Origin of the sequence: Actinomycetospora flava, assembly GCF_037400335.1 — a bacterium.
Lineage (GTDB): Bacteria > Actinomycetota > Actinomycetes > Mycobacteriales > Pseudonocardiaceae > Actinomycetospora > Actinomycetospora flava.
Window position 1 is genome coordinate 174109 of sequence record NZ_JBBEGM010000013.1, and the last position, 12348, is coordinate 186456.

The 12348-nt window shown below is 74.5% G+C and carries 10 protein-coding genes and 1 tRNA gene; 5 read left to right on the top strand and 6 right to left on the bottom strand.

The features are described 5' to 3' along the window. Nucleotides 1-31: 31 nt before the first annotated feature. From WCD58_RS26760 to WCD58_RS26780, 5 genes are all read right to left on the bottom strand, one after another. Complete coding sequence (locus WCD58_RS26760) at nucleotides 32-853, bottom strand: SDR family oxidoreductase (RefSeq protein WP_337706153.1); 822 nt, start codon at nucleotides 851-853, stop codon at nucleotides 32-34. Between the two features lie 25 nt (nucleotides 854-878). Beyond that, nucleotides 879-1631 (bottom strand): SDR family oxidoreductase, encoded by a 753-nt coding sequence (locus WCD58_RS26765; protein WP_337706154.1) that lies wholly within the window; start codon nucleotides 1629-1631, stop codon nucleotides 879-881. Next, nucleotides 1628-1972, bottom strand: a complete 345-nt coding sequence (locus WCD58_RS26770; protein WP_337706155.1) for a putative quinol monooxygenase — start codon at nucleotides 1970-1972, stop codon at nucleotides 1628-1630. Before WCD58_RS26770 ends, WCD58_RS26765 begins: the two co-directional genes overlap by 4 nt. Before the next feature lie 391 nt (nucleotides 1973-2363). Further along, on the bottom strand, nucleotides 2364-3482 hold the full coding sequence (locus WCD58_RS26775) for an enolase C-terminal domain-like protein (RefSeq protein WP_337706156.1): 1119 nt from the start codon (nucleotides 3480-3482) through the stop codon (nucleotides 2364-2366). Next, nucleotides 3479-4489: a quinone oxidoreductase family protein gene (locus WCD58_RS26780; protein WP_337706157.1), complete on the bottom strand. Its 1011-nt coding sequence runs from the start codon at nucleotides 4487-4489 to the stop codon at nucleotides 3479-3481. Before WCD58_RS26780 ends, WCD58_RS26775 begins: the two co-directional genes overlap by 4 nt. 80 nt (nucleotides 4490-4569) lie before the next feature. Here WCD58_RS26780 and WCD58_RS26785 point away from each other — a divergent pair, with 80 nt between their 5' ends. Continuing rightward, nucleotides 4570-5142, top strand: a complete 573-nt coding sequence (locus WCD58_RS26785) for a CGNR zinc finger domain-containing protein (RefSeq protein WP_337706158.1) — start codon at nucleotides 4570-4572, stop codon at nucleotides 5140-5142. Nucleotides 5143-5315: 173 nt separating this feature from the next. On the opposite strand, the gene WCD58_RS26790 is transcribed toward WCD58_RS26785, so the two are convergent. Further along, nucleotides 5316-5389 (bottom strand) — tRNA-Pro (locus tag WCD58_RS26790). 195 nt (nucleotides 5390-5584) lie between these two features. Between WCD58_RS26790 and WCD58_RS26795 the strand changes: the two genes are divergently transcribed. The 4 genes from WCD58_RS26795 (at nucleotide 5585) to WCD58_RS26810 (ending at nucleotide 12343) form a co-directional block, all read left to right on the top strand. After that, entirely contained in the window at nucleotides 5585-7084 is a 1500-nt protein-coding gene (locus WCD58_RS26795; protein WP_337706159.1) for a mannitol dehydrogenase family protein, read from the top strand. 77 nt (nucleotides 7085-7161) lie between these two features. Further along, on the top strand, nucleotides 7162-9777 hold the full coding sequence (locus WCD58_RS26800; RefSeq protein ID WP_337706160.1) for a helix-turn-helix transcriptional regulator: 2616 nt from the start codon (nucleotides 7162-7164) through the stop codon (nucleotides 9775-9777). A gap of 101 nt (nucleotides 9778-9878) precedes the next feature. Beyond that, on the top strand, nucleotides 9879-11675 hold the full coding sequence (locus tag WCD58_RS26805) for a serine/threonine-protein kinase (protein ID WP_337706161.1): 1797 nt from the start codon (nucleotides 9879-9881) through the stop codon (nucleotides 11673-11675). Then, a complete protein-coding gene (locus WCD58_RS26810; protein WP_337706162.1) occupies nucleotides 11672-12343 on the top strand; it encodes a hypothetical protein in 672 nt (223 codons plus the stop codon). Before WCD58_RS26805 ends, WCD58_RS26810 begins: the two co-directional genes overlap by 4 nt. Nucleotides 12344-12348: the final 5 nt, after the last annotated feature.

A 12348-nucleotide genomic window follows, 5' to 3' on the forward strand; every position in this document is an offset into this window, starting at 1 on the left:
GAAGATAGGCCAGCGGCGTGCCCGGCCCCGCTCAGCCGCGGTACTCGGCGTCGGCGGCGTACGCGCTCTCCCGCTGCGCCTCCAGCCCCTCGAGCCGGTCCCGCACCGCCGCGGTGACCAGTTGGTAGCCATCGGAGTTGAGCAGGAGCCGCAGCGGCGGCTCCGGCGACGTCACCGCGGTGATGACGGCATGCGCCAGCCCGGACGGGCTGCCCGGCATCTCCTCGACCGGGATGGGCGCGCGGTCCGTGGGACCTCCCCGATAGGGCGCGCTCGCCGGCACCTTCGGCGCGGAGTCGAAGAAGCTCGTGCGCACCATGCCCGGCTCGACGAGCACGGTCCGGATCCCGAACGGGGCGATCTCGGCGGCCATCGTCTCGAGATAGCCCTCGATGCCCCACTTGGCGGCGTGGTAGATCGCCATCCCGGGGAAGGTGATGTGGCCGCCCATGCTCGAGACCTGGACGAGGACTCCCCCGCCCTGCGCGCGCAGATGGGGCACGGCGCGGCGGGCGAACTGGATGGAGCCCGTCAGGTTCGTCGCGATGGAGGCCTCCACCTCGGCGTCCGAGAGGTCCTCGGCGGCCCCGAACACGCCGTACCCGGCGTTGGACATCATCACGTCGATCCGCTCGTGGTCGGCGAACGCCTCTGCGATCACCTTCTCCATCTGCGCCACGTCGGTCACGTCGAGGGCTCGACGCCAGAGACGGTCGCCGTACTCGGCGGCGAGGTCGTCCAGTTGCTCGGGGCGGCGCAGGGTGGCCGCGACCCGGTCGCCCTGCGCGAGGGCCTGCTCGGTCAGCTCCCGGCCGAGGCCTCGGGAGGCACCGGTGATGAACCAGGTGGTCATGGTCTTCTCCTCACTCCCGCGGGAGTCAGCCGCCGGTGGCGGCGTTCAGGGTGCGGACGGCGGCGTCGGACGACCGGCGCAACGCCTGGTAGACGGCCTCGCTCCCGCCCACGCGCAGCTCCCGCTCGTCGCGCTCCAGGCCGGCGAACAGGTCGGCGACGGCGGCCTCGGGCGAGACCTTCTGATCGGAGATCACGCCGGACGCGAACGGCGAGTCGACGAGCGGCGCCATGAACTCGAAGACCTTCACAGCGGAGCCGTTGCGCTCGAGCTGGAGGCGCACCGCCTGGGTCAGCGAGTGCAGCGCGGCCTTGGTCGCGCTGTAGGTCGGGTTGGTGAGGTCGGGGGCGAAGGCCGTGCCGGAGGTGGTGACGATCAGCGCGGGCTCGGTGCGGGGCTCGATGATCGGCACGAGGGCGTGGATGAGGCGGACGGCCGAGAGGTAGTTGACGTGCATCTCCTCGTCGGCGTGGGCGTAGGCGTCCTCATGTCCGAAGAGTCGGTAGGTGTGGGTGACGCCCGCGTTGAGCAGGACGGTGTCGAGCTCCGGGTGGTCGGCGACGACGGCGTCCAGCAACCTCCGGACGTCGTCGGCGTCGCTGATGTCGCACGGCAGTGCCACCGCCCCGGGGAGGCGCTCCGCCTCGGCCCGCAACCGTTCGGCCTGGCGAGCGACCATGAGGACCCGGCCCCCTCGCTCGGTGAACTGCTTCGCTGCCTCGAGACCCATCCCGGTGCCGGCACCGGTCACGAGGGCGACGCGTCCGGTGAGCTTCATGCCCGAGCACCCCCTCGGGCCGTGACGACCGCCCGACGCAGGGTGCGTGTCGAGATCGGCTCGCCCAGCAACGGCGCCACCCGGGCGACGCCGCCACTGGTGACGACCGCTCGCTCGTGGCGTTCCGCGTCCTCGCCGCTCACCCAGGACTCGACGACGAACAGCGCCCTGGGGTCGGCGTGATCGAGGAAGACCTCGTAGGTCAGATGGCCCGGCTCACCGGTCACCGCCCGAGAGGTCTCGCGCAGGTCGGCCAGGAGGTGACCGGCGGCGATCTCATCGGTGGCGACGAACCGGCTGAGCAAGAACACCGGTTCGACAGATTCGACGGAATTGCTCATGTCTCCAGGGTTGCCCCGTCGAGCGATGCGCGCCAACGATGATTCCGCACAGCTGACATGCGGGTGACGCATGGCCGGCGGTCGATCGTGGGCATCGGAGAACACCGCTTTCGGGTTCCTGACCGGCTCGAGCCTCACCGGGGACCGCTGCCGTCGGCTTGGACCAGCGGGACGACGGCTTGGACGTCACCGCCCGACGGTCTTGCTCGAGCACGTCGACGATTCCCGTCCGCGGTCGGCCTGCCCTCTTGGTCGGGCGTATCGATCCGCACACGCCGGGACGGTTCCTTCCTCCCGGTGACCTTCGGTGCGGACGCCCTCGCCCGTCGAACCGACCTCGACGGCACAGGGCGCGCGACGGACGCTGCGCGGCCGGACGGCCCGGTCCGGCTCAGGGGGCGACGAGGTGCCGGGCGACGGCGGCCTCGTCCCAGGCCAGCCCGTTGCCGGGCACGTTCGGGGGGTGGACGTGACCGTCGCGGACCGGGAACGGGTCGGCGAGGATCGGGTGGGCCCAGTCCTGCCATTCGAGCCACGCGCCGGTGGGGGTGACGGCCATGAGGTGGCTGCTGATCTCGGGGTAGAGGTGTGAGGACATCGGGACGCGGGTGGCGTCGGCCATCGCGGCGGCGGCGAGCCAGCCGGTCACCCCGCCGATGCGCATGAGGTCGGGCATGACCAGGTCGCAGGCGCCGTGGTGCACGGCCTCGAGGAGGGTCTTGGGGCCGTAGAAGTTCTCGCCGAGCATGATCGGCGTGGTGGTGTCCCGGGCGAGCCGGGCGTGCCCGTCGAGGTCGTCGTAGCGCAGGGGCTCCTCGATCCAGGCCAGGCCCTCGCCGTCGAGCTGGGCGCAACGCGGGATCGCCGCGGCGAGGTCGAGGCCCTGGTTGTAGTCGGCGACCAGGGTGGCGTCGGGGCCGGCCGCCTCGCGGACCGTGCGGATCGCGCGGAGGTCGTCGTCGGGACGGTCGCGCCCGACGCGGACCTTGAGTGCGCTGAACCCGCCCTCGGCGATGAGCTCGGCGGTCTCGGTCGCGAGGGTGTCGGGGTCGTTGAGCCCGAGGCCGTTGCTGTTGTAGGCGGGAACGGGGGCGAGCTCGCCGCCGAGCACGTGGGCCAGCGGTCGTCCGGCGTCCTTGGCGACGACGTCCCACGCGGCCATGTCCAGCCCGGCTTGGGCGGCGAGGGCGAGGCCCTGTTCGCCGGCGAGGGCGCGGAGGCCACCGGCGACCGTGGCGACCGCCCGGGGTGTGGCAGGTGCTCCGGTCAGCTTGTCGCCGAGGTCGTCGACGAGCACCCTCAGCGCGGCGGCGGCCTCGGGTCGGTAGGGGGCGAGGTAGGCGTGGCCCGTGGGTCCGTCGACGGTGTCGAGGTCGATCAGCACCAGGGGCCAGCGCTCGAAGTAGCCGACCTTGGTCGCCAGCGGTCGCGCGAACGGCACGAGCACGGTGCGGGTCCGGACCCCGGCGACGGTCGGTGGTGGGGCGTGCGAGGCGGCGGCGGGGCTCATCCTGGGTCTCCGTCGGTCGTGGTGAGCGCGATCTTGCCGATGGCTTCGCGGGACTCCAGCCGCCGGTGCGCGGCGGCCGCGTCGGTGAGCGCGAACGTGGAGTCGCGCGGCACGACGAAACGTCCGGCGGCCACGCCGTCGAGCAGCACCTCCAGGTCGGGACGGGAGTCCCAGCCGTGGTCGCGCAGATCGTTGATCTGGAAGCCGTGGATGCTGACGTTGCGGGGGTAGAAGTCGCGGGTGTCGATCGTCGACGGTGCGGTCTCGACGTTGGCCATGGCGACGACCCGCCCGGCACGGGCCACGGACTTCAGGCTGGCGGCGAACGTCGTACCGCCGACCAGGTCGAGCACCACGTCTGCGCCGCGTCCCTCGGTGCGCTCGCTGACCGCGGCCACGACGGCATCGAGGTCCGCCTCGCTGCTCCCCGTGTGCACGACGTCGACGCCGTGTTCGGTGAGCCAGTCGGCCTTGGCCGGTGACCCGGCGGACCCCAGCACGCGGGCACCGAGACCGGCGGCGATCTGGACGGCCGCGCTGCCGACCCCGCTGGCCGCGGCATGGACCAGGACGGTCTGCCCGGCCTGCACAGCGCCGAGGTGGACCAGGCAGTAGTAGGCCGAGAGCCACGCGGTGGGCAGCCCGGCCGCGTCGGCGAGCTCGACGCTCGTGGGGACCGGCACGAGCGAGTCGACCGGCAGCACCGCGCGCTCGGCGTAGAAGCCGGGCGCCCCGGTGGCGCCCCACCCCAGCACGCGGTCGCCGACGCCGAACGCCTCGACCCCGGCGCCGAGCGCGACCACTCGGCCGGCGCCCTCCACCCCCGGCGTGGCCGGCAAGGACGCGCCGCGGTGGTACCGACCGGCGCGGAAGAGCACGTCGAGCCGGTTCACCGCCGCCGCCTCCACGGCCACGACGACCTGCCCCGGACCGGGCTCGGGGTCGGGCAACTCCCGGCAGACCAACGCCTCCGGCGCTCCGAACACCTCGACCTGTACGGCTCGCACTGTGCATCCTCTCCGACACCTGCTGAACCGGTGTCACTGTGACACCGATTGAACCGGTGTCAAGAGGTAGGGTGTCGGTCGTGATCGACGAGGAGTTCCCCCGCCCGGGTGGGCGGTGGTGTCTGGACTTCGTCGCCACGCTCGGGCGCCGGCACCGCACCGAGCCGCTCGAGCGACTGCCCGATGCGGCCGCGTTCGGGCGCTGGCTCGATGGGGCCGGCCTCCCCGTGCCGGCCACCGTCGACGACGACGGGATGGCCAGGGTCCGGGAGCTGCGCGAGGCGCTGAACCGACTCGTCCGAGCCCACATGGACGGCGGGCAACTCGGGCCGACGGATCTCGTGATCGTCAACGGCTCCGCCGCCGAAGCCGACCTCGGGCCGCGCCTCGATGCGAGCGGGGTCAGCCACCGCGACGCGAACGAGTCGACGGTCGCCGCGGTGACCAGCACCGTGGCCCGCGACGCCATCGACCTCATCGCGACCGCACCGGCCGATCGGGTGCGTGAGTGCGAGCACCCGGACTGTTCCCTGCTGTTCCTCGACCACACCCAGGGCAACCGGCGGCGCTGGTGCTCGATGCAGCGCTGCGGCAACCAGGTCAAGGTCGCCGACTACCGCCAGCGTCGCCGCGGGGCGCTCCGCTCCGACTGAGGACCTGGCTCGAGCACCGGCCGCGCGAGGACGCGTTCCGCGCGGTGCCGTACTCGGAGCCGGAGTTCGTCGCCGGGCGGCGTGGAGGGCGCGCCCGCCCACCCCGGCACGCCCACCGCGTCGCCGAGGAACGCAAAACGGGCCGATGGAGATCCATCGGCCCGTGAAGTGCGTCGGGACGACAGGATTTGAACCTGCGACCCCTTGACCCCCAGTCAAGTGCGCTACCAAGCTGCGCCACGTCCCGCACCGTCGCCTCGTGCCCGCGACGTGACCACGGTACCCGACGGGGTCGGCCGCGCGGTGCCCGGGGAGGGCTCCCTCCCATGATCGCTCCCGCTGCTCCGTCCACCTCACCTGAGCAGGCGAGAGGAGCACCCGGAGCGATCTTCGCCGTCGAGCCTGCTGCGTCGCCCCCGTGGTCCGCGCCATAGTGGACCTCGTGGCTGCGACGACGCTGACGGCGGCAAACCTGACGCACCTGCCCGCGGAGGTCCCGGGGCCGACGTACGACCGGAGCGCGGTGTCCGTCGGCATCGTGCACTTCGGGGTCGGCGGCTTCCACCGGGCACACCAGGCCATGTACCTCGACGAGCTCATGAACCAGGGCAAGGCGCTGGACTGGGGCATCTGCGGGGTCGGCGTGCTCGAGGCCGACCGGCGGATGGCCGAGGTCACCGAGGCCCAGGACGACCTCTACACGCTCGTGCTCAAGCACGCCGACGGCCGACGGGAGGCGCGGGTCATCGGGTCGATCGTCGACTTCCTCTTCGCCCCCGAGGATCCCGGCGCCGTCCTGGACCGCATGACCGACCCGGCCACGCGGATCGTCAGCCTCACGGTCACCGAGGGCGGCTACCACAAGAACGCGAGCACCGGGGAGTTCGACGACCGCGACCCGGCGATCCGCGCGGACATCGACGCCCCCGTGGGCACCGCGCCGACCACCACGTTCGGCTACATCGTCGAGGCGCTGCGCCGGCGCCGCGACGACGGCACCGGCCCGTTCACGGTCATGTCCTGCGACAACATCCAGGGCAACGGGCACGTCGCCCACGCGATGATCACGGCGTACGCCCGCCGTCGCGACCCCGAGCTCGCCGACTGGATCGAGGCGAACGTCCCGTTCCCCAACTCGATGGTCGACCGGATCACCCCGCGCACGACCGACTCCGACCGCGAGGAGCTCGAGGCCAACACCGGCGTCGTCGACGCCTGGCCGGTCGTCTGCGAGCCGTTCACGCAGTGGGTGCTCGAGGACAGGTTCGCCGCCGGGCGCCCGCCGTTCGAGGACGTCGGCGTGCAGGTCGTCGCGGACGTCGAGCCCTACGAGCTGATGAAGCTGCGCCTGCTCAACGCCAGCCACCAGGCGATCGCCTACCTCGGCTACCTGGCCGGCTACCGCTACGCCCACGAGGTCGCGGGCGACGAGCTGTTCGCCGGCTTCACCCGCGCCTACATGGACCGCGAGGGCACGCCGACGCTCCAGCCGGTGCCCGGCGTCGACCTCGACGACTACAAGGCGACGCTGATCGAGCGGTTCGCCAACCCGGCGATCCGCGACACCCTCGCCCGCCTCGCCGCCGAGAGCTCCGACCGCATCCCGACGTGGCTGGTGCCGGTCATCCGCACCAACCTGGAGAACGGCGGAGAGATCGACCGCTCGGCCCTGGTCGTCGCCTCCTGGGCGCGCTACGCCGAGGGCGTCGACGAGGACGGCGAGCCGATCGAGGTCGTCGACACCGGCCGCGCCGACGACCGCATCGCGGCCGCCCGCCGCTACCCCGGCGAGCCGCTGGCGTTCCTCGCCGACCGCGACCTGTTCGGCGACCTGATCGACGACGAGCGGTTCACCGCGGCCTACCGCGCCCACCTCGACGCGCTCCACGAGCAGGGCGCGCGGGCCACCGTCACCGACGTCGAGTCGCGACTCCCCCGTTGAGCAGACCCTGACTTCACACGTTCGGGCCTGCTACGGCAGACTTTCGGGCTCAACATCTCCGTCCCCGGAGGACCGCGGTGCCCGACCCGAGTCCCGGACCGGTGCGGTCGTGGCCGTTCACGGGCCGCGACGTCGAGCTCCGGGCCGTTGCGGCGGGGCTGGCCCGCGACGGTGTGGTGGTGATCGCCGGGCCGGCCGGTGTCGGCAAGAGCCGACTCGCGCGCGAGTTCGCCGCCCGCAGCGGACCCGCCGCCGGTGTGGTGACGGCGTCGGCCTCCTCCGCCGACATCCCGCTGGGCGCCTTCGCTCCGTGGCTGCGCGTGAACGGCGACGAACCGGTCACGGCGCTCGCGCAGGTGGGCACGGCGCTGCGGGCCGCCGGGCCGAACGCGCTGCTGCTGGTCGACGACGCGCACCAGCTCGACACCGTCTCGGCGACGCTCGTCCACCAGCTCGCGCTCGAGCACGCGTTGCGCCTGGTGCTGACCGTGCGGACCGGCGAGCCGTGCCCCGAGGCGATCACGGCGGTGTGGAAGGACGGGATCGGCGAGCGCGTCGAGATCGAGCCGCTGGGTCCCGACGCGGGCGGCACGCTGCTCGGCGCGGTGCTGGGCGGGCCGGTCGACGCGCAGGCCCTGCGGCGCCTGCACGACACCACGCGCGGCAACGTCCTCTGGCTGCGGCACCTCGTGGACGGCGAGCGCGCGGCCGGGCGGCTCGTGCTCGTCGACGGACGCTGGGAATGGCACGGGCCGGCCAGCCTCTCCCCCGCCCTCGAGCACCTGCTCGCCGAGCGGATCGGCACCCTCGACGGCGACGAGGCGCACGCGCTCGAGCTCGTCGCGCTCGGCGAGCCGGTCGGCCTGGGCCTGCTCATGGGGCTGGCGTCCGAGTCGGCCGTCGAGCGGCTCGCCGAACGCGGGCTGGTCCGCCTCGTCGAGGACGGCGCGCGCGAGGAGGTGCACCTCGGGCACCCGCTCTACGGCGAGGTGACGCGCGCCCGCATGAGCTCGCCGCGTGCCCGCCGACGACGTGGCGAGCTGTCGGCGGCGCTGCGGACGGCGGGGAGCCGCCGGGCTGGCGACGACCTGCGGCGCGCCGTGCTCGACCTCGGCAGCGACAGCCCGCCAGACGCGACGTTGCTGGTCCTCGCGGCCGAGCAGGCGATGAACATGACCGACTTCGTCCTCGCCGAGCGGCTCCTGCGGGCGGCCGTCGCGGCGGACGGCGGCTTCGAGGCGCGGCTCGGGCTGGGCTTCCTGCTCGGCTGGCTCATGCGCCCCGACGAGGCCGAGACCGAGCTCGCCGCGGCGTCCGAGGTGGCGACCACGCAGGCCGACCGGGCGCGGGCGCTGCTGGCGCGGTTCCACGTCCTGGCGTTCATCCTCGACCGGCCCGAGGACGGTCGCGCGGTGCTCGCGCGCGAGGGCGTCGACGAGACGGGCGAGCCGTTCCCCGAGACGACGGGCCTGAGCGCGGCGCTCGAGGTCGGGGGCAACGACGTCGTCACCGGGCTCGCCACGGCGGCGTCCGTGCTGCACCGGCCCGGGGTCTCCTCGCAGGCGACGACCTGGGCGGCGTGGGCGGCGGCGTACGGGACGGCGTACCGCGGCGGTGGGCGGGTCCGGGAGCTCGTCGCGCGCGGGATGGACGCCGCCCGGCAGGCCCCGGAGACGGTGGCGATGCTGGGCAACCTCGGCTTCGCGGACATCCTCGAGGCGGGGTTCCGCGGGACCCCCGACGACGCGCGGGCCCGGCTCGACTGGGTCGAGGCCCTGCCGGGCGGGCACGGGGCCACCTGGTCGGCGCTGTACCACGGGCGGCTCGCCCTCGAGGCCGGCCAGATGGCCACGGCGGCGCGCCTGTTCGTGAGCATCCTGCCGTCGTTCCCGGGGCACGGCGGCGGGTGGACCGCGTGGTTCCACGGGATGATCGCGCAGGCGCTGGCGGCGCGGGGCGACCCGGCGGGCGCGCTGGCGGCGCTCGAGGCCGCCGAGAACGCGCGCCACCCCGTGATCCGGATCGGTGACATCGACGTCGACCTCGGCCGGGCCTGGATCGCGGCGTCGCGCGGGGCCCTGCACGACGCCGTGGCCGCGGCGCGGCGCCTCGCGGTGGACGCGCGGGCGTGCGGGCAGCGGGTGGTCGAGATGACCGCGCGCCACGCCGCCGTGCGCTTCGGCGACCGCGACCAGGCGGAACCGCTCACCGAGCTCGCCCGCGTGCTCGACACCCCTCGCGCCCGGGCGGCCGCGCGTCACGCCGCGGGGCTGGCCGCGCGCGACCCGGACGCCCTCCTCGGCGCCGCCGACGACCTCGAGGCCGCCGGGCAGTTCCTCGCCGCCGCCGACGCCGCCGCCCACGCCGCCGTCGCCGCCCGTGACCGGGGACGGCTCGGCGACGCCACCGCCGCCGCGGAGCGGGCCGTCGGCATCGCGAGCCGGCGGTGCGAGGACGCGTCGACGCCCGCCCTCGAGCTGGCCCGCGCGCCGCTGCCCGTGAGCAGCCGGGAGCGCGAGGTCGCGATCCTGGCCGCCGAGGGACTGACCAACCGGCAGATCGCGGCCCGGCTCCACGTGTCGGTCCGGACCGTCGAGAGCCACATCTATCGCGCCTGCACCCGACTCGGGCTGCCGGACCGCGCCACCCTCGCGGCCGCCGTCGCCCCCGTACGGACGTCCTCGACGCCCTAGTCAGCAGTACTCATCCGAATGATGCCGTAGTGCACTACGGCAGACACCGGAGTGCCCTCGCCCGCACGATCTCCGCGACCGTTCGAGGGGGGACTGCGTCGATGGCACGCGAACAGTGGTCGGTTCCGGGGTACGACGAGGTGCGGGAGCTCGGCCGTGGCGCGACGGGCGTCGTGGTGCTCGCGGTCCACGGGGCGACCGGCCGCGCGGTGGCGATCAAGTACCTCGACGACGAGCTGCGCGGAGAGCCCGGGTTCCTGGAGGACTTCCGCGGCGAGGCACGGGTCCTCGCCGACGTGGCCGACCCGCACGTCGTGCGCCTCTACGAGTACGTCGAGTCCGCCCGGGGCGCGGCGATCGTCATGGAGCTCGTCGACGGCGTGACCCTGCGTCGCATGCTCGACGAGCGCGGCGCGACCACCCCCGAGTCCGCGCTCGTCGTGCTGCAGGGCTCGCTGGTCGGGCTCGGGGCCGCGCACCGCACGGGCGTGGTCCACCGCGACTACAAGCCCGCGAACGTCGTGGTGACCGCCGACGGCGGCAGCGTGCTCACCGACTTCGGCGTCGCCGCCCGCCACGGTGCGACCGCGCAGATGAGCGGCACGCCCGTCTACATGGCCCCGGAGCAGTGGAACGACGGCCCGGCCAGCCCGCGCGGCGACGTCTACGCCGCGACGGCCGTGTTCGTGGAGTGCCTCCTGGGCCGCCCGCCCTTCACGTCGACCGAGGTCACGCAGCTGCGGCGCCAGCACGAGCACGCCCCGCCGCCGCTCGACGACCTGCCGGCCCCCGTGCGCGAGCTCGCCGCCTGGGGCCTGGCGAAGGACCCGGCCGACCGTCCGGCGAACGCCGAGCAGTTCCTCGTGGCGCTCGACGCCGCCGCGACCGCCGGCTTCGGCGAGGACTGGGAGGAGCGCGGCCGGCGCGGCCTCGCCGAGCGCGCGGCGCTGCTCGCGCTGCTGTTCCCGCTCGCCGCGGGGTTGATCGGGGGGTCGGCGGTCGCGACGACCGTGCTCGGCGGTGCGGGCACGGCCGGAGGCGCCACGAACCTCGGACCGAGCTCGCCCGGGGTGACGCCTCCCCTGGGCCCGCCGGCTGCGGCCGCCCGGCTCGGCGCTCGTGCGCGCGTCGGTCTGGGCGTCGCGGCGGCGGCGCTGCTCATCGCCGGGCCGATCATCGCGGTGACGGCGGGGCAGGCCGGGCGCACGGTCGTCGCCGACGCCGGGACCGGACTCACGCTCCCGGGCAACGGCGGGAGCGGCGGAGCCGTCGACGATCTCGTCCCTCTCCCCGGGCCCGCGGCCGGTGGTGGCGGCGCCGGTGGAGGTGGCGGGGTGGTCCGCCTCGGTGTGCGGGGCGGCTCCGACGATCCCGATCCGATCCTCGCCGGGCTCGTCGGCGGGGGCGGTCTCGCCGACGGCGGTGCCGGTGGCGGCGGTGGATCGGCGGCCCGATTCGGCGGTGCGGGCGGCGGCGCCGCGGGGGGCGGGGCCGCGGGTGGTGGCTCGGCGCTGCCGCCGACCGACGGCGGCGGAGCAGGCGGTGGAACCGGAACCGGGACGCCGCCGGGCGGGCCGGAGCCGGAACCCGAACCCCCTGTGGTCCTGCCGACGACCACGACCACCACCGTGCTGCCCCCGACCACGACCACGACCACCTCGGTCCCGCCGGCGAGCACGACCACCACCACGACGAGCAACGCGCCGGCGAGCACGACGACCACGAGCAACGCCCCGGCGAGCACGACCACCACGAGCAACGCGCCCCAGCCGACGTCCGACCCACCGGATCCGACCTCGGACCCGAGCACGAGCGCGACGGGGTCGTCCGGGCCCGACGACAACATCGACTACGGCGGGTGCAGCTGCCCGACCCCGACCTTCACGGACCCGAAGTGAGCGTCGAGGACGGCTCCACCCACATCGGTCGGCGACGCGCCCCGGCACCGCAGGGCGACGGAGCCGACACCCCGGAGCCAGCACAGCCCGGCGAGGACCCGTCCGCCACGCGCGTCGGCCGCCGACGGGCCGAGACGAGCGCCGCGGCACCCGGTGTCACCGGCCGTCCCGAGCCGTCCGGCGCCGACGAGATCGTGCGGTTCGGGCCCGGCGTGCCGGGCGAGCCGCAGTCGCCGTCCTGGACGCCGCCGACTGCCGGAGGACGCAGGCGAAGTCGTCCGGGGCGCTGGGTCGGCGCGTTCCTGACCCTCGCCATCGTCGTCGGCGTCGTGCTCTACCTGTTCCTGCGCGGCGGGGACGCGCCGACGGTGCGGTCGATCGACGTGCGCGCCGATCCCGCCGCGGCGTCGTGCGACGCCACCGTCGACGTCATCGGGACGATCGTCACCGACGGCTCCCCCGGCACCCTCCGCTACCAGTGGATCCGCAGCGACGGGCAGACCAGCGAGGTCCTCGCCCAGACGGTGGCGTCGGGTGTCACCTCCACGCAGGTGCGACTGCAGTGGACCGTCACCGGCCAGGGCTGGCTCGACGCCCGCGCCACGCTCCGTGTCCTCGACCCCGCGCCCTCCGAGGGCGTCGGCCGTTTCACCTACACCTGTTCCTGATCCGG

Coding starts and splice junctions, on each gene's coding strand:
- WCD58_RS26770 (WP_337706155.1), bottom strand. CDS start 1,972: ATGAGCAATTCCGTCGAATCTGTCGAACCGGTGTTCTTGCTCAGCCGG.
- WCD58_RS26775 (WP_337706156.1), bottom strand. CDS start 3,482: ATGAGCCCCGCCGCCGCCTCGCACGCCCCACCACCGACCGTCGCCGGG.
- WCD58_RS26760 (WP_337706153.1), bottom strand. CDS start 853: ATGACCACCTGGTTCATCACCGGTGCCTCCCGAGGCCTCGGCCGGGAG.
- WCD58_RS26805 (WP_337706161.1), top strand. CDS start 9,879: ATGGCACGCGAACAGTGGTCGGTTCCGGGGTACGACGAGGTGCGGGAG.
- WCD58_RS26765 (WP_337706154.1), bottom strand. CDS start 1,631: ATGAAGCTCACCGGACGCGTCGCCCTCGTGACCGGTGCCGGCACCGGG.